Consider the following 15,236-nt stretch of genomic DNA (forward strand, 5'->3'; position numbering starts at 1 on the left):
TCGGCCGCGCTCCGCGGCGACCCGCAACCATTTATCAACTTACGACGGAACCGAATGATATGACCGCGATTGAACTGCGGGGCGTGACCAAGGAGTTCGGCGACGTCACGGCCGTCCGCGACCTCGATCTCACCGTCGAAGACGGCGAGGTGTACGGGTTCCTCGGTCCGAACGGCGCGGGCAAGTCGACGACGATCGACATGCTCTTGGACCTCGTCCGCCCGACGGCGGGGACGGTCCGCGTCCTCGGTGCCGACGTGGCGACCGACGGGGTCGATGTCCGGCGTCGGACCGGCGTGCTCCCCGACGGATTCTCTGTGTACGACCGCCTCTCCGGGCGGAAACACGTCGAGTTCGCCGTGGAGTCGAAAGAGGCCGCGGACGACCCAGACGCGCTGTTGGCGCGCGTCGGGCTCGCCGACGCCGCCGACCGGGCCGCCGGGGAGTACTCGAAGGGGATGCGCCAGCGGCTCGCCCTCGCGATGGCGCTCGTCGACGACCCCGACCTGCTGGTCCTCGACGAGCCCTCCTCCGGCCTCGACCCGGCCGGCGCGAAGGAGATGCGCGAGATCGTCCGCGCGGAGGCCGAGCGCGGTGCGACCGTCTTCTTCTCCTCGCACATCCTCGAACAGGTCGACGCCGTCTGCGACCGCGTGGGCATCCTCCGCGACGGCGAACTGGTGGCCGAAGACTCCGTCGAGGGGCTCCGCGAGGCCGTCGGCGGTGAGGAGACGCTTGACGTGGCGGCCGCCGGCGCCGACGACGAGGCGGTGGCGGCGGTCCGCGCGCTCGACGGCGTCTCGGGCGTCACCCGCGACGGCGACGAACTGGTGGTGAACTGCGACAGCGACACGAAGACCGAGGTCATCGCCGCCTTGGAGGACGCCGGCGTCGCGGTCGCCGACTTCCACACCCGCGAGGCGTCGCTAGAGGACCTCTTCCTCGCATACACGGAGGGTGACGCGGCGACGCGCGACGCCGGCGCCGCCCCCTCCGCGCCGACCGAGGGCGAACCGACCGACGACGCGACGGACGACGATTCGGCGCCCGAGGAGGTGGACCGATGAGCCTCATCGCCATCGCCCGGAAGGACTTCCAAGAGACGGTCCGGTCACGGGGCATGATCGCTTTGGTGGTGCTGTTCTCGCTGCTCGTCGCGGCGTTCGCGTTCGCCGTGCGCCCCACAGCCGAGAGCGAGCAGTTCGCCACGGAGGTGCTGTTGAGCGTCTTCATTGGTCCGTTCCTCGTCACGACGCTCGTCCCGCTCGTCGGCGTCGTCGTCGGCTACAACGCGGTGAGCGGCGAGCGCGAGTCCGGTTCGCTGAAACTGCTCCTGTCGCTGCCGCACTCGCGGGCGGACGTGGTCTTCGGCAAGGTCGTCGGCCGCGGCGCGGCGCTCGCGCTCGCGGTGTTCGCCGGCTTCCTGCTCCCCGCGCTCGTGTTGATCGCCGCGCCCGTCGTGTTCAACGGCGGCGCGTTCCTCGGGTACACGGTGTTCGCGGCCGCGCTCGGCGTCGTGTTCGTCTCGATCGCGGTGGGCTTCTCCGCCGCGTCGTCGACCCAGCGCCGGGCGCTCATCGGCGGCGTCGCGATCTACGTCCTCTTCGTCCTGCTCTGGGGCGCAGTCACCGGGCGGCTCGTCGGGGCGGCCGGCCCCCTCGTCGACGCGCTCCCGGTGTCGGCGACGCAGCTCCGGGTGTTCCTCCGCGTCTCGAACCCCACGACCGCGGTGGAGGCGCTGTCGAACGCGTTCCTCGGCGAACAGCTGTTCAGCGGCGAGACGGCGAACCAGCAGCTCTCCGCGGCCGCGATGTTAGTCTTCTGGACACTCGCGCCGCCGCTCGCCGGCCTGCTGAAGTTCGACACCGACGACCTGTAAGCGGGAGCCGCGCCTGCGGCTCGCGGAGTCGCTCGCCGCAGGAAGTTGGATCGGGGGGATTCGAACCGCGCCCTCAGACACGCACGTCGCTGTCGCTCACGGTGTGTTCGCGACAGCGACAGTGGGCTCGGGCGGGTTCGAACCGAAATCGGACGTGCTCGCTCGCTCCGCTCGCTGCGCGCGACCGATAGGGTTCGACAGCCCTCGCAGACATTCCTGTGACTCACTTCGTTCGTCCCAGAAATGGGCTCGGGCGGGTTCGAACCGCCGATCTCAGCCTTGTAAAGGCCGCGTCATAACCAGCTAGACCACGAGCCCTCACCCGTCTGAACCCACCGGGAGCGGAAAACGGTTTCTTTCTCCGGCGCGACGATCGACCGTGAACCGCCGTCTCGCCGGGGTCGCGGCCGCGCTCGCGCTCGTCCTCCTCGCCGTCGCCGCCGTCGCCGCGACCAATCCCGCGTTCCTGATCACCGGCTACGACACGACCACGGTCGAGGCCGTCGACGGCGACACCGGGGAGTCGCTCGCGACGGTCGAGGCCCGCGTCGCCGACGGCTTCCTGAAGCAGTACGTCGGACTCTCCGCGACCGACGACCTCGACGCGGGCGAGGGGATGCTGTTCGTTCACGGCGACGCCGCCGAGCGCGCCTACGTGATGCGCGACATGGCGTTCCCAATCGATATCGTCTTCGTCGATACCGACGGGACCGTCACGACGATCCACGAGGCCGCGCCGGAGTCAGGCTCGCTCACGCGCTACGAGGGCACCGGGAAGTACGTCCTCGAAGTCCCCCGCGGGTGGAGCGAGCGCCACGGCGTCGACCCCGGCGACCGACTGGTGAGCGACCGCGAGTGACGCCGCGGCGCCGCGGTCGCGCCCGGCGACGAAACCGCTTTCAGCCTCGCCGGCGTCGCCACGACCATGACCGGACTCCCCGCCCGGATCGCGTGGAACCTCCGCCACCGCTGGCGGCGGATGTTCGCGCTCTGCGTTGTCGGCGCCGGCGTCGCCGCGCCCCTCCTCACCGGCGTCTGGTGGTGGCTCCCGCTCGTGTGGTTCTTCGGCCTCTTCATCGCGCTCCCGATCCTCCACACGCTGGTGAAGCCGGTCCCGGACGACGGCTCCGACGAGGACGCGCACGCGACCGGCGACCCCGCGCTCGACGCCCTCCGCGAGCGCTACGCGAACGGCGACATCGACGAACGCGAGTTCGAACGCAAGCTGGACCGCCTCCTCGAAACCGAGGACGCCGAGACGGTCGACGCCCCCGGCGAGGACGTCGCGAACAGGGTCCGCGAGGGCGTCCGGCGCGAGGTAGAGCGGCTGCGGGAGTGAAAACGAGGCCACCCCCCGAAAGCGATTCCGGCGCGTTACTCGTCGATCTCGCGGTTGTGGACCGCTTCGCCGGAGGTCCCGTCGAAGAGGTGGATCGTCTCTTCGGGGATCTCGACGGTGATCTTGTCGCCGGCCGAGACCTGCTGGAGGCCGCCGACGGTGGCGATGAACGTCTCGCCCTCCGGGGCGTCCGCGAACCGGAGGTACACGGTGTTCTCGTCGCCCATCGGCTCGACGACCTCGACGACCGTCGAGAAGGTGTGGTCGCCGGCCGAGTCGCCGGCCAGCGAGATGTCCTCCGGACGGACCCCGAGGGTGAGGTCGGTCACGTCGCCCACGTCGTCGAGCGTCGACCCCGAGAGCGGGTAGTCGAACATGTCGCCGACGAGGGTCTCGCCGTCCCGCTCGACGGGGAAGAAGTTCATCGACGGGTCGCCGATGAACCCGGCGACGAACCGGTTCGCCGGCTCGTGGTAACACTCCAGCGGCGTCGCGACCTGCTGGAGCTCGCCGGCGTTGAGGATCGCGATCCGGTCGCCCATCGTCATCGCCTCGGTCTGGTCGTGCGTGACGTACATCGTCGTCACGTCGAGCTCGTCTTGGAGGCGCTGAAGCTCCGTCCGCATCTCCGACCGGAGCTTGGCGTCGAGGTTGCTGAGCGGCTCGTCCATGAGAAACACCTCCGGGTCGCGGACGATCGCCCGCCCGAGCGCCACCCGCTGCCGCTGGCCGCCGGAGAGGTCGGCTGGCTTCCGGTCCAGCAGCTCGGCGATGCCCATCGTCTCCGCGGCGTCGGCGACGCGCGTCTCGATCTCCCCGTCGGAGAGATCCGTCGACTCCTCTAACCCGAACGCCATGTTCTCCTCCACGGTCATGTGGGGGTACAGGGCGTACGACTGGAACACCATCGCGATGTCCCGGTGCTGCGGTTTCACGTCGTTGACCCGCTGGCCCGCGAGGCGGATCTCCCCGCTGGAGATCGTTTCAAGGCCAGCGACCATCCGGAGCGTCGTCGACTTGCCACAGCCCGAGGGACCGACGACGACGAGGAACTCGCCGTCGCGCATCTCGATGTCGACGTCGTCGACGGCGACAATCTCGCCGTCGCCGTCGGGGAACACCTTCGTCACGCCGTCGAGTTCGAGCGTTCCCATCCTATCGCCCCCGCGAGTCGGCGCGGCGGTTTGAGAGCGATTCCTCCGGTCGGCTGCGTGAGTGCTGTCGAGTCATAGATTGCTGCTGGCGAGCGATGGCGGTCACGTCGCCACCCCCTCGGCGAACTCCTCGCCGAACGCGATGTACACCGCGAGCGTCGGGAGGGCGGCGATGAACGCGCCCGCCATGCGGAGCGCGAAGTCTTGGCCTTCGAGCGACGTTCCCAGTCCCGCGAGGATCAACACGATCGGCGCGGCCGCGCTGGACTCCGTTTGGACCAACACGAGGGTGAACAGGAGGTCGTTCCAGATCTGTGTGAACTGATAGATCAGGACCACCGCGAACATCGGTCCCGAGAGCGGGAGCACGATGCGGCGGTAGATCCGGCGAATCGACGCGCCGTCCAGCCGCGCCGCCTCGATCATCTCGTCGCTCATGTTCTTGTAGTACGACCTGAACAGAACAGTACAGATCGGCAGGCCGTACGCCACGTGCGTGATGATCAGTTCGATGACGCTGGCGTAGTCGTTGTTGATCCCGAGCGCCCACAGGAACCCTAACCACTCCTGGAGCGGGATCATCGACCAGAACTGCGAGAGCGGCACGAGAACGGCCTGATAGGGAATGAATACCCCGGCGACCAGCAGCGCGAGGACCGGCGCCTTGTACTTCTGCTTCCAATTCGACTGGGTGAGCCCGTAGGCGGTGAAACTCCCGAGGAGTGCCGAGATGACGGTCGCCGGGATCGCGTACAGCGCGCTGTTGATGAGTCCCCGGCCGAGCGCGTCGAACGCCGCCCGCCACTTCTCGAAAGTGAACGTACCGCCCGTGGGCGGCGCGAAGGGAAGGGACCCGCTCACGCCGCTGGCCGTCTTGAACGAGGTGACGAGCCCCGACTCGATCGGGATCAGGAAGAAGCTCAACATCCCGAGCAGCCCGAGGTACAGGAGGACCCGGTACGCGTCGAGGCCCGAGAGTAGTCCAGCGGACGCTCCGGGGTCCGCTTCCGTTACCGTACCACCGTCGGTTCGTGCGTCGTTGCTCATAGGTTCCCTCGGTTGTACTGGTAGTAGAGGTACGGACCGACGATGCCGAGCGTCATCACGAACAGGGTGATGGCGACCGCGGACGCGTACGCCCAGTTCAGGTTCGCGTACGCCTCGCGAACCATCTTTGTCGCGAGGATGTCGGCCCCGTTCGGTGGTCGGTACCCGCCGACGAGCGAGTAGAGGAAGTCGAACGCCTTCAGCGCGAACACCATCAGGACGACCGAGGCGCTGATCGTCGACCCCTTCAGCTGGGGGATGATCACGCGCCAGTACATCCTGACCGTGGAGGCCCCGTCGACCTTCGCCGCCTCGTAGTGTTCGTTCGGAATCGCCCGCAGGCCCGCGAGGAACACGACCATCGCGTACCCAGCGAACTGCCACATCAGCGCGAACATGACTGCCCAGAGGACGATGTCCGGGTTCCCGATCCAGTCGACTCGGCCGAGTCCGAGCGACGTGATCACGATGTTGATCACCCCGTTGTTGAAGTTGAACATCCACGCCCAGAACTGGGCGGTGACGACGAACGAGAGGCTCATCGGCAGCAGGTAGATCGTCCGGAAGGTGTTCTCGAACCGGATGTTCCGGTCGATGAGGATCGCCAACCCGAGCCCGAGCGCAAGCGTCACGAGGGTGAACCCGACGAGCAGGATGAAGGTGTTGATCGCGGCGTCGACGAACCCGCTGTCCGCCAACGCGCGGCTGTACATCTGGAGGTCGAGGTCGCTGTAGTCCGGGGTCCCGAATCCGGTGAAGTCCGTCAGCGATATCAGGAGGTTCCAGATGATCGCTCCGTAGACGAACAGTCCCACCAACAGGAACGGCGGGAGCCAGAACTGCGACGACTCCACGAAGTCGCTGCCGAAGCGCTCGTTCAGCGCGGCGACCGGACTGAACCCGGAGCGCTGCCCGTCCTCGGCGACGCCGCCGTCCGTGACCGCGTCGCCACTGTCGTCGCCGGTGTCAGTATTTCGTGTCATATTGTTCTTCGTGCGCCGAAACCGCCGAAATCCGGTCGCATCGTGGACCGGAGTCAGTTAGAGACCGCGTCGACGAATCCTTGCGTGGCGGCGTCGACGTCGTACGGTCCGGAGAATTCGCTGGAGATCACGTCGTTCAGCGACGTCATGGTCTCCGAGGGGACGCCGAGACCGTGCTGGAGGTTCGGCGGTCGCTGGTCCGCGCTGGCGAAGTCCTCCTGCGTCTCCTGGAGGTACGGGCCGAACTGGCTCATGTCCACGTCGGTGCGCGTGGGGATCGAGCCCTTATACTGGTTGAACGCGACCTGTGCCGCCTCGCTGCCGGCGAAGGCCATGAACTGCTCCGTGGCCTCCGGACTCGGGTTGTCCGAGGGGTAGAGGAACGAGTCGAAGTGGAGCATGTACATGCCCTCCGAGCCGGGGTACGTCTTGAAGCCCCAGTCCTCGTCGTAATTGAAGTCCTCGGCGTTCCGGTAGGCGCCGGCCGCCCAGTTCCCCTGGTGGATGAACGCCGCGTTCCCCTCGATGATGTTCTGGTTGGACTCGGTGAGCCCGATCGAGGAGGCGTCCTCGTTGATGTAGTTCCCGAGGATCTCCGCGAGCGACTCGAAGGTCGCGCGGACAGCGGCCTCGTCCGGGCTCCCGTCAAGGAAGCTCATGTACGCGTCGTACCCCTCCTGTCCGAGCATCGTCGAGGCGAACAGCTGGGTCGTGGTCCAGGTGCCGCTCGCGCCGTGGGTCATCGGAATCGCGTCAGTCTCGCTCTGGACCGTCTCCAGCGCGTCGATCAGCGCCGAGACGCTCGTCAGCGAGTCGGGGTCGACGCCCGCTTCCTCGACGACCGACGTGTTGTAGAACAGGCAGTTCAGCCGGTGCGAACCGAGCGGAACGGCCCGGTACGCGCCGTTGTACTGGTGGAGGTCGACCGCCTCGTCGACCATCACGTCCTCGAAGCCTTCGGACTCCCAGACGCCGCCGACCTCGCCCAGCACGCCCTCGTACCGCTGGAGGTTCGGGCCGGGCCAGTTGGCGAAGGAACTCGGCGGGTCGCCGTTCTGGAGCCGGTTCGCGACGACCGCGTCGAGGTTCTGATTCCCGCCGCCGCCGATCGGGTTGAACTCGTGGTCGACGTCCGGATACTCCTCCTCGAAGGCCGCGACGAGTGCTTCGGCCGCGCGGGCGCCGTCGCCGCCGGTCCACGCGTGGAGCACTTCGAGCGTGTTATCGCTGCCGCCGTCGCTACCGTCGCCGCCGTCGCTACCGTCGCCGCCGTCGCTACCGTCGCCGCCGTCGCTACCGTCGCCGCCGTTGCCGCCGGAACAGCCAGCGAGGCCTGCGAGCGTCGCTGCCCCCGTCGCTCCGACGAAGTGTCGCCGCGACAACCGCTTGTCTTGATTTGTCATGGTACTTCACTATGTACAATGGATCTTTGGCATATATACTTACTCATTTTTTTAGAACTATTTTTGACGGATTTCTTTACGGACGGTTTCAGTCCCGAGCGACCCGGGACCGACGGGCATACCACGGTTCGGGCGATGAGCGTACTCATGCGCCCCTCGATCGCCGCCGTCACGTACCCGATCGCCGGCGACGCCGCCGAGCGACCGCTGCTTGCTGTCTGGCTGCTGTTCGCGCTGTCGGTCGTCGTCCCCGTGCTCCCGGCGGTGCCGGTCGTCGGCTACCTCGTCCGCGTGTTGGCCGCCAGCGAGCGCGGCGAGTCGATCCCGCCGTTCCTCTCCGAGCCGCGGACGCTCGTTCGTCGGTCGATCGGGGGAGCGGTCGTCTGTTTGGCGTACCTCGGCGTTCCGCTCGCTGCCCTCCTCGTGACGCTCTACGGGGTCGTCTCGCTGGAACCCGGCGCGAACGCGCCTGTCGGTCGGATCCTCGCCGGCTCGACGGCCGTCCTCTTCCTCGGCATCCTCGGCACGTATCTCGCGCCGATCGCGTTGACCGTGTACGGGCGCGAGGGGTCGCTCCGCGGAGCGTTCTCCCCGGACGCCGTCCGCCCGGTCGCCGGACACGCGGCGTATTTCTTCGGCTGGACGCTCGGCTTCACCGCGCTCGTGGTCACCGTTGGAGTCGGCGGCGCGCTGTTCACCCTGTCGCGTCTCGGCCCCCTCGCCGGGACCCTCGTCCTCGCGTACGGCCTCCTCGTGGCCGCGTACCTCCTGGGTCGCGCCGTCGAGCGCGCGAGGCGACGGTAGGCCGCGCTGTCGGCCGCCGAACGCACGCCGCTGGGGGCGCCGCGACCGACCGATTCTTGACCGGGCGGCCCGGAGGTGACGGTAATGCAGGGACCGCTGTGGATAGACACGCACGCGCCAGATCTCGACGAGATCCGGCAAAACGAGGCCCGCGACCGCCTGCGCCGGGCCGTCGACGAGCCGATGAACCTCGTCGTTCAGGGGCCGCCGGGGGTCGGGAAGACGGCGGCCGCGCGCGCGCTCGCCGACGCGTCGCACGCCGACCCGGACGCCGACCTGATCGAGATCAACGTCGCCGACTTCTTCGGCCGGACGAAAAAAGAGATCCGCACCGACCCGCGGTTCGAGGGTTTCCTCGCGGGGCGGAGCAGCATGGCGAAACGCGACATGATAAACCGCGTGCTGAAGGAGTCCGCGTCGTACGCGCCGATGTCCGGCGAGTACAAGACGGTCCTGTTGGACAACGCGGAGGCGATCCGCGAGGACTTCCAGCAGGCGCTGCGCCGCGTGATGGAGAAGCACCATCGGACCACGCAGTTCGTGATCGCGACCCGCCAGCCCTCGAAGCTTATCGCCCCGATCCGGTCGCGCTGCTTCCCGGTCCGCGTGCGCTCCCCGACGACCGACGAGACGATCGACGTCCTCGAGACGATCTGCGACTGCGAGGGCGTCGACTACGACGGTGACGGGCTGGAGTTCGTCGCCAGCGCGGCCGGCGGCGACCTCCGAGAGGCGATCCTCTCGGCGCAGGCGACCGCCGTGGAGGGCGACGAGCTCACCATGTCGACCGCCTACGAGACGCTCGGCGAGGTCGGCGACGACGACGCGCTCCGCGAGGCGCTCGCCGCCGCCCGCGACGGCGACCTGAAGGGCGCGCGCTCGACGCTCGACGACCTCCTCGACGAGGGGTACAGCGGGCAGGAGCTGCTCCGCGAGACGCTCCGTGTCGCCCGCGCCGGTTCCGAGTTCGGCGGCGACGACCTCGCGCGGCTCCACGCGCTCGCCGGCGAGGTCGACCTCGACATGACAGACGGGCTCGACGACACGACGCACCTCGTCCACCTGCTCGCGGCGTGGGCCGCGGGGCGGACCGAGCTCTCGCCCGAACTGCGGGACGCGGAGGTGCCCCCGTGAGCCGCGCGCCGCCGCTCTCGCGGCTCCTCCCGTTCCCGGTGGTCGACGCCGCGTGGGACTTGGCGCTCGTCCCGGCGCTCGCGGGCGCCGTCGCGCTGCCTGTCCTCTCGCCGGTCGGCGTCGCGCTCGTCGCGCTCGCGGTCGGGATCCTCTGGTTCCACCGCGACCCGGAACGCGATCCGCCCGACCCGGAGGAAGCGGTCGTCTCCCCCGCCGACGGCACGGTCTCCGTCGTGCGCGAGGAGGGTTCGCGGCTCCGCGTCGGCGTGTTCATGAACGTCACCGACGTCCACGTCAACCGCGCGCCGATCGCGGGCGAGGTAACGGAGGTCCGCCACCGCCCCGGCGCGAACCGCCCCGCGTTCGACAAGGAGTCGGACCGCAATGAGCAGGTCGCGATCGACTTCGGCGACTACGAACTGCTCGTCATCGCCGGCTGGTTCGCCCGCCGGATCCACCCCTCGGTCGAGGCGGGCGACCGGGTCGAGCGCGGCGACCGCGTCGGACACGTTTCGTTCGGCTCGCGCGCGGACGTCGTGTTGCCCGCGGACGTGACGCGCGACGACCTCCTCGTCAGGGAGGGCGACGGCGTGCGCGCGGGCGAGACGATCATCGCGGAGCGGCCGGACGATCCTTAGATCCCTCGCGCGACGCGGTCGAACGGTTCCGGACCTCTCGCGCGGCGCTGTTGCGCACGGCGTCGAATCGGGCGTCGCCTCGGACCGCACGACCGACATCCGAGTTCGGGCATACGCTTTTGTTTCGCGGCAGTGACCGTTATCGCGTATGCCAGATGATACCATCCACGAGTCGAAGCGGTCGCGGACCCGACAGGGGCTGGCCACGTACCTCCGCCGGATCGCTCGGGCGCTGGGACGCGGCGAGCCGGTGCCGGTCGACGAGGCCGGCACGGTGACCGTCGACGCGGCCGCCACCGGCGACGTCGAGGTCGAACTCGAACGCGACGACGAGACGGTCCACCTCGAGGTCGAGATGGAGTGGCCCGATGAGGAGGCCGCGGTCGACTCCGACGCGGCCGCGAGCAAGGCCACGTTCGAGCTGTACGCCGACAGCGCCGACCAGTACCGCTGGCGGCTCCGACACGACAACGGGAACATCATCGCCGACGGCGGCGAGGGGTACGCCGACAAGCGCGACGCCCGCTCGGGGATCGAGAGCGTCCAGCGGAACGCCCCGGGTGCGCACGTCGTCGACGTCTCGCGCGACGAGGAGGCGCCAGACGAGGGGGGCAGCGACGCCGTCTTCGAGCTGTTCCGCGACAAGGCGGACAAGTACCGCTGGCGGCTCCGGCACGGCAACGGCAATGTCATCGCCGACGGGGGACAGGGGTACGCCTCCAAACAGAAGGCGAAACAGGGGCTGCGCAGCGTCAAGTCGAACGCGCCGGGCGCGGCCGTCGAGGAGCCCGGAGACGCCGAGGGATCCGAGGAGTAGCACCGCCCGCCCCGTCTGGGGCTTCGACCCGCCCGGTCCGATCCCGCTCGACCGACCGCGGACCGCACCGCTTATTCGCCGGCCCTCACTACCTCGGGCCGACATGGACGCGCTCGACGCCAAGTACCCGTTCTTCGCGAGCGCCCGCGAGGCGGTCGCGTCCGCCGGGGTGTCGCTGCCCGACCTCGTCGCGGCCGACGCCCCGGCCGTCGAGCGCGCCCGCGAGCGCGTCGAGCGCGCGCTCCTCGAAGGAACGGTCGCCTCGGAGAGCGGCGCGTTCCCCGGCGAGTCGGCGTACGACGTACAGGCCGAACTCCTCTCGTACCCCATCGCCCGGATCCTCGTGTCGCTGCTCGACTCCGACCCCGCCATCGAGAAGTACGCTGCCGCTGAGGCGGCGACTGCTATGGACCGGGTTCGTCGCGACCTCGAGACCGACGACGAGTTGCGGTCGGTGTCGACCGCGACGGTTGCGCTCGACGACCTGCTCGCCGAGTTCGACCTCGCGGACGCGGTGCGCCCCGGCCGTAGCGCCCCCGCCGGCGTCAGCGGCGGTTCGAGGGGCGGCGCGGCCGGGGGACCGACCGGGAAGGCCGCGGGCCGCGACCCCGACCACTACCGGATCGACGTCGGATCCTACCTCCGGCTCACCTCGCCCGAGTGGGGGGACTCGTGGCGGCTCGTCAACCGCGCGCTCGCCGACGGCGCGGTGCGCGTCACGCGCGACGAGCTACTGGCGGCGCTGGAGGCCGCCGTCGAGGAGCGCGTCGCCGAGGGACTTCCGTTCGAGGACCTCGGGGAATCGCTCGCCGAGGCGCTGGAGTCCCGTGTGGCCGACCTCCGGGGCCTGCTCTCCGAGCGGACGTACGCCGAACCGCCGGATGTCGTCGACCGCGAACTGTTCCCGCCGTGTATGACCAACCTGATCGAGAAGGCCGCGGACGACACTAAGCTCTCGTCGGCCGAGTCGTTCGCGCTGATGGCGTTCCTCGTCGGCATCGGGATGACGCCCGACGAGGTCGTCGCCTTCTGTGCCGACACGAGCCTCGACGCCGAGGGGATCCGCTACCAGACCAAGTTCCTGACCGACGACCGGGGCACCCAGTACCCTCCGCCGACCTGCGAGACGCTCGCGAACTACGGGATCTGCCACAACGAGGACGACCACATGCAGGTCGCGATCGGCCCGCTCTCGTACTACGAGAAACGCGTGGCGGCCGCCGACGAGGTGACGGACTGGCGGGCCGAGCGACGACCGGACGAGACGACCGGGGCGTGAACGCGACGCCCCGGACGCGGAGAAAGAGTCGGCGAGGTCGGACCGGCTACGGCTCGTCTTTCGCGCGCATCAGGTACGTCCCGATGCCGGCCATCAGCAGGACGAATCCGGCCAGCAGCCCGATGAGCGCGATCGCCCCTGCCTCGGGGAGGACCGTCGACCCGCCGAAGGTGACCCCGATCCCGACTAACCCGACGGTGAACACCGCGGCCGCCGCCAGCGAGACGGTGATCTGCCGACGGAGTTCCGCGTCGATTTCCATGGCTGCGGCTTCCCGTCGCCACTAAAAAAGGACTTCGATGGGCGTCCCGCCTAGCGACTCACCGCGCGAGATGGGTGATGTCCCGCCGCAGGCTGTACCCCCGCGGCACACCGACGACCTCCAGGCAGTCGGCGCACAGCACCCGCTCGTAGTCGCGGTTCGTGTCCTTCTCCAACAGAGAGACGTCTTCGAGCGGGAACACCGACTCGCACCGGTCGCACTCCGCCTTGTCGCCGTCGACGATCTTCATCGCCTCTCGGTACCCGGGATCCGTACATAAAATCGCGGCCGGCGTTATCACTCCGGATATCGGCGGTCGGAAAAATCGCGTTCGAGCGTCGGTCGATGCGGTCGGGGGTCGGTGGGCTCCGGCGTTAGCCGAAGAGCTCGCCGAGGCCCTCGCCGCCGTCGCCGTCCTCTTCGTCGTCGTCGGCCTCGTCGGCCTCCTCGGCCTCGTCGGCCTCTTCCTCCTCGTCGTCATCCGCCTCGTCGGCGGCGTCGGCGTCGGCGGCGCCACCGGCGGACGCGCCGGCGGCCGGGGCCGCGGCGGCCGTCTCGATGGCCTCCTCGATGTCGACGTCCTCCAGCGCGGCGACGAGCGCCTTGACGCGGGACTCCTCGACGTCGACGCCGGCGGCTTCCAGCACGCCGGTGACGTTGTCTTCGTTGATCTCTTCGCCAGTCTCGTTCAGGATGAGCGCAGCGTAAACGTATTCCATTGGTGTGTACCTCGTGTTATCCGAACATCGCGCCGAGACCGTCGCCGCCGTCGTCGCCGTCGTCCTCGTCGGCGTCGTCGGCGTCGGCCTCCTCGGCGTCTTCCGTGTTGTCGTCCGCCTGTTCCTCCTCGTCGTCGGCGTCGTCCGTCGCCGGCTCCGCCGCCGGCGCGGCCTCGACGCCCTGGAGCTCCTCGGGGAGCGCCTCGGCGTCGTCGATCTGCGCCGCAAGCGCGCGCAGCTGGGCGTCGGCCTTCCCGATCAGGTCGGGCACGACGTCCGGGCTCTCGATCTCCGCGAACAGCCCGACGGACTTCGCCTCGCCGGACGCCTTCGCGAGAAGGGTGCCGGCGGTGGCGGCCGTCGGGTATGCGGCGTTGACCGAGAGGTTTCGCGCGGCGGCCGCGGCGGACCGGATGTCCGCCTCGTACTCGTCGACGTCGAGTTCGAGTTCTTCTGGCTCGAACAGGACGCCCTCGGAGTAGACGGCGCGCAGGTCGAGACCGACCTCCTTGGGCTCGATGCCGAGCTCGACGAGGACGTTCGCGAGGTCGTCGTCGACGACCTCGCCCTCCTCCAGCACGGTCGAGTCCTCGGTCACCTTGATCGAGCCGTCCATGATGCGGGCGGACGCGCCGACCGTCTGGAGCTCGCCGACGAACGGTCCCGGGTCGACGCCGGTGTCGCCCTCGGGGATCACGATGTCGTTGGGGGCCACCTCGCCCGCGTTGATCGGGGCGGGGGTCTTCGAGGCTTCGAGCTGCTTGAAGAGGCCGAACGGGTTGTCGTTGGTGCCGATGAGCGCCACCTGGCCGCTGACGTACTCCGTCAGCGCCTCGACGCTGTCGCCGACCTCCTCGAGCGCTCGGGTCGTGAGCGTGTTGCGGCTCATGCGGACGGCGGCCGAGCCGTGGAGCTCCCGGCGCATGGCCTGGAGCTGCCGGCTCGGGATGCCGGCCACGCCGACGATCCCGACGGACTGGTAGGAGTCGATGAACTCGACGAGCTCGTCGACTTCCTCCCGTTTCCACTCGGGGATCGTCTCGGTCTTGCGGACCGAGCTCATACGGGCACCTCCTTCGCGGGACCCATCGTGGTCTTCACGTAGATCCCGTCGATGTTGAGCGGGCCCTTCTCGAGGTCTGCTTCGAGTCGCCGGATGATGACGTCGATGTTGTCCGAGATCGCGTCGGCGCCCATGTCTTCGGCGCCCACGCGGGTGTGGAACGTGCGCCGGTCGCGCGACCGGAGCTGTACCGTGTTCTTCATCCGGTTGACTGTGTCGACGACGTCGTCGTCCGGCTGCAGTGGGGTAGGCATCTTCCCGCGCGGACCGAGGACGGTACCGAGGTACCGACCGATGTCCTGCATCAGGTTGGCCTCCGCGACGAAGAAGTCGGTCTCGCCGGCGAGGTCCTTTGCGCGGTCGTCGTCGTCTCCTAAGTCTTCGAGGTCGTCGCTGTCCAGCACTTCGTCAGCGACCTCCTCTGCGCGGACGGCGGTTTCGCCCTCCGCGAAGACGACGATCTGTGTCTCCTGCCCCGTTCCAGCCGGCAGCACGACGGACTCGTCGATACGGTTCGACGGATCGTTGAGGTCGAGGTCTCGCAGGTTGATCGCGATGTCCACGGTCTCGCGGAAGTTCCGCTCGGGCGCATCGTCGAGTGCGAGGGTTACGGCCTCTTGTATTGTGTCTGCCATTTTCACCTCCGTAGTACGCAGGTCGCTCCTACGGGTCAGTGAAACAGGCGAAGCCTGTCTCATCGGAGAGTGGTTCATCG

At 68.9% G+C, this 15,236-nt stretch carries 18 protein-coding genes and 1 tRNA gene; 9 read left to right on the forward strand and 10 right to left on the reverse strand.

Annotated elements, in window-relative coordinates:
• Positions 1–59 precede the first annotated feature (59 nt).
• Entirely contained in the window at positions 60–1,067 is a 1,008-nt protein-coding gene (locus Z052_RS03105; RefSeq protein WP_086215238.1) for an ABC transporter ATP-binding protein, read from the forward strand.
• Positions 1,064–1,879, forward strand: coding sequence for an ABC transporter permease subunit (locus Z052_RS03110; protein ID WP_086215239.1), 816 nt, complete (start codon positions 1,064–1,066; stop codon positions 1,877–1,879). Before Z052_RS03105 ends, Z052_RS03110 begins: the two co-directional genes overlap by 4 nt.
• Before the next feature lie 244 nt (positions 1,880–2,123).
• Here Z052_RS03110 and Z052_RS03115 read toward each other — a convergent pair.
• Positions 2,124–2,197 (reverse strand) — tRNA-Val (locus Z052_RS03115).
• 61 nt (positions 2,198–2,258) lie between these two features.
• Here Z052_RS03115 and Z052_RS03120 point away from each other — a divergent pair.
• On the forward strand, positions 2,259–2,738 hold the full coding sequence (locus Z052_RS03120; protein ID WP_094579666.1) for a DUF192 domain-containing protein: 480 nt from the start codon (positions 2,259–2,261) through the stop codon (positions 2,736–2,738).
• Between the two features lie 66 nt (positions 2,739–2,804).
• Complete coding sequence (locus Z052_RS03125) at positions 2,805–3,218, forward strand: SHOCT domain-containing protein (protein WP_089308446.1); 414 nt, start codon at positions 2,805–2,807, stop codon at positions 3,216–3,218.
• A 35-nt stretch (positions 3,219–3,253) separates the two neighbouring features.
• On the opposite strand, the gene Z052_RS03130 is transcribed toward Z052_RS03125, so the two are convergent.
• The 4 genes from Z052_RS03130 to Z052_RS03145 form a co-directional block, all read right to left on the reverse strand.
• A complete protein-coding gene (locus Z052_RS03130) occupies positions 3,254–4,372 on the reverse strand; it encodes an ABC transporter ATP-binding protein (protein WP_094579667.1) in 1,119 nt (372 codons plus the stop codon).
• Positions 4,373–4,474: 102 nt separating this feature from the next.
• Positions 4,475–5,419: a carbohydrate ABC transporter permease gene (locus tag Z052_RS03135; protein WP_086215243.1), complete on the reverse strand. Its 945-nt coding sequence runs from the start codon at positions 5,417–5,419 to the stop codon at positions 4,475–4,477.
• Positions 5,416–6,402: a carbohydrate ABC transporter permease gene (locus tag Z052_RS03140; RefSeq protein ID WP_049932706.1), complete on the reverse strand. Its 987-nt coding sequence runs from the start codon at positions 6,400–6,402 to the stop codon at positions 5,416–5,418. The genes Z052_RS03135 and Z052_RS03140 overlap by 4 nt, the downstream gene beginning before the upstream one ends.
• 53 nt (positions 6,403–6,455) lie before the next feature.
• Positions 6,456–7,805: an ABC transporter substrate-binding protein gene (locus tag Z052_RS03145; RefSeq protein WP_089308444.1), complete on the reverse strand. Its 1,350-nt coding sequence runs from the start codon at positions 7,803–7,805 to the stop codon at positions 6,456–6,458.
• A 147-nt stretch (positions 7,806–7,952) separates the two neighbouring features.
• Here Z052_RS03145 and Z052_RS03150 point away from each other — a divergent pair, with 147 nt between their 5' ends.
• The 5 genes from Z052_RS03150 to Z052_RS03170 all read left to right on the forward strand — a co-directional run bounded on the left by Z052_RS03150 (position 7,953) and on the right by Z052_RS03170 (position 12,477).
• Positions 7,953–8,609 carry a DUF4013 domain-containing protein gene (locus tag Z052_RS03150; RefSeq protein WP_049932702.1) on the forward strand — a complete coding sequence of 219 codons (657 nt, stop codon included), beginning with the start codon at positions 7,953–7,955 and terminating at the stop codon, positions 8,607–8,609.
• Between the two features lie 84 nt (positions 8,610–8,693).
• Positions 8,694–9,743: an AAA family ATPase gene (locus Z052_RS03155; RefSeq protein ID WP_049932701.1), complete on the forward strand. Its 1,050-nt coding sequence runs from the start codon at positions 8,694–8,696 to the stop codon at positions 9,741–9,743.
• The gene (locus Z052_RS03160) at positions 9,740–10,381 is read left to right on the forward strand and encodes a protein sorting system archaetidylserine decarboxylase (protein ID WP_049932700.1); all 642 of its coding nucleotides are present in this window, start codon (positions 9,740–9,742) and stop codon (positions 10,379–10,381) included. Before Z052_RS03155 ends, Z052_RS03160 begins: the two co-directional genes overlap by 4 nt.
• A 148-nt stretch (positions 10,382–10,529) precedes the next feature.
• On the forward strand, positions 10,530–11,198 hold the full coding sequence (locus tag Z052_RS03165; protein ID WP_089308443.1) for an HVO_2922 family protein: 669 nt from the start codon (positions 10,530–10,532) through the stop codon (positions 11,196–11,198).
• 103 nt (positions 11,199–11,301) lie between these two features.
• Positions 11,302–12,477: a DNA primase gene (locus tag Z052_RS03170; protein ID WP_094579668.1), complete on the forward strand. Its 1,176-nt coding sequence runs from the start codon at positions 11,302–11,304 to the stop codon at positions 12,475–12,477.
• A gap of 46 nt (positions 12,478–12,523) precedes the next feature.
• On the opposite strand, the gene Z052_RS03175 is transcribed toward Z052_RS03170, so the two are convergent.
• The 5 genes from Z052_RS03175 to Z052_RS03195 all read right to left on the reverse strand — a co-directional run bounded on the left by Z052_RS03175 (position 12,524) and on the right by Z052_RS03195 (position 15,156).
• The gene (locus tag Z052_RS03175; protein ID WP_049932697.1) at positions 12,524–12,739 is read right to left on the reverse strand and encodes a hypothetical protein; all 216 of its coding nucleotides are present in this window, start codon (positions 12,737–12,739) and stop codon (positions 12,524–12,526) included.
• A 58-nt stretch (positions 12,740–12,797) separates the two neighbouring features.
• A complete protein-coding gene (locus Z052_RS03180; protein ID WP_049932696.1) occupies positions 12,798–12,989 on the reverse strand; it encodes a hypothetical protein in 192 nt (63 codons plus the stop codon).
• A gap of 124 nt (positions 12,990–13,113) precedes the next feature.
• Positions 13,114–13,458, reverse strand: a complete 345-nt coding sequence (gene rpl12p / locus Z052_RS03185) for a 50S ribosomal protein P1 (protein WP_049932695.1) — start codon at positions 13,456–13,458, stop codon at positions 13,114–13,116.
• 16 nt (positions 13,459–13,474) lie between these two features.
• Positions 13,475–14,521, reverse strand: a complete 1,047-nt coding sequence (locus Z052_RS03190; RefSeq protein WP_099288811.1) for a 50S ribosomal protein L10 — start codon at positions 14,519–14,521, stop codon at positions 13,475–13,477.
• Complete coding sequence (locus Z052_RS03195; RefSeq protein WP_049932691.1) at positions 14,518–15,156, reverse strand: 50S ribosomal protein L1; 639 nt, start codon at positions 15,154–15,156, stop codon at positions 14,518–14,520. Before Z052_RS03195 ends, Z052_RS03190 begins: the two co-directional genes overlap by 4 nt.
• Positions 15,157–15,236 lie beyond the last annotated feature (80 nt).

This window comes from Halorubrum sp. C191, assembly GCF_002727095.1.
GTDB lineage: Archaea > Halobacteriota > Halobacteria > Halobacteriales > Haloferacaceae > Halorubrum > Halorubrum ezzemoulense.

Excerpts from the sequence above, each read along its gene's own strand:
- rpl12p (WP_049932695.1), bottom strand. The coding sequence starts at position 13,458 with ATGGAATACGTTTACGCTGCGCTCATCCTGAACGAGACTGGCGAAGAG.
- Z052_RS03155 (WP_049932701.1), top strand. The coding sequence starts at position 8,694 with ATGCAGGGACCGCTGTGGATAGACACGCACGCGCCAGATCTCGACGAG.
- Z052_RS03195 (WP_049932691.1), bottom strand. The coding sequence starts at position 15,156 with ATGGCAGACACAATACAAGAGGCCGTAACCCTCGCACTCGACGATGCG.
- Z052_RS03140 (WP_049932706.1), bottom strand. The coding sequence starts at position 6,402 with ATGACACGAAATACTGACACCGGCGACGACAGTGGCGACGCGGTCACG.
- Z052_RS03145 (WP_089308444.1), bottom strand. The coding sequence starts at position 7,805 with ATGACAAATCAAGACAAGCGGTTGTCGCGGCGACACTTCGTCGGAGCG.
- Z052_RS03175 (WP_049932697.1), bottom strand. The coding sequence starts at position 12,739 with ATGGAAATCGACGCGGAACTCCGTCGGCAGATCACCGTCTCGCTGGCG.
- Z052_RS03130 (WP_094579667.1), bottom strand. The coding sequence starts at position 4,372 with ATGGGAACGCTCGAACTCGACGGCGTGACGAAGGTGTTCCCCGACGGC.
- Z052_RS03125 (WP_089308446.1), top strand. The coding sequence starts at position 2,805 with ATGACCGGACTCCCCGCCCGGATCGCGTGGAACCTCCGCCACCGCTGG.
- Z052_RS03135 (WP_086215243.1), bottom strand. The coding sequence starts at position 5,419 with ATGAGCAACGACGCACGAACCGACGGTGGTACGGTAACGGAAGCGGAC.
- Z052_RS03190 (WP_099288811.1), bottom strand. The coding sequence starts at position 14,521 with ATGAGCTCGGTCCGCAAGACCGAGACGATCCCCGAGTGGAAACGGGAG.
- Z052_RS03110 (WP_086215239.1), top strand. The coding sequence starts at position 1,064 with ATGAGCCTCATCGCCATCGCCCGGAAGGACTTCCAAGAGACGGTCCGG.
- Z052_RS03165 (WP_089308443.1), top strand. The coding sequence starts at position 10,530 with ATGCCAGATGATACCATCCACGAGTCGAAGCGGTCGCGGACCCGACAG.
- Z052_RS03105 (WP_086215238.1), top strand. The coding sequence starts at position 60 with ATGACCGCGATTGAACTGCGGGGCGTGACCAAGGAGTTCGGCGACGTC.
- Z052_RS03150 (WP_049932702.1), top strand. The coding sequence starts at position 7,953 with ATGCGCCCCTCGATCGCCGCCGTCACGTACCCGATCGCCGGCGACGCC.
- Z052_RS03180 (WP_049932696.1), bottom strand. The coding sequence starts at position 12,989 with ATGAAGATCGTCGACGGCGACAAGGCGGAGTGCGACCGGTGCGAGTCG.
- Z052_RS03170 (WP_094579668.1), top strand. The coding sequence starts at position 11,302 with ATGGACGCGCTCGACGCCAAGTACCCGTTCTTCGCGAGCGCCCGCGAG.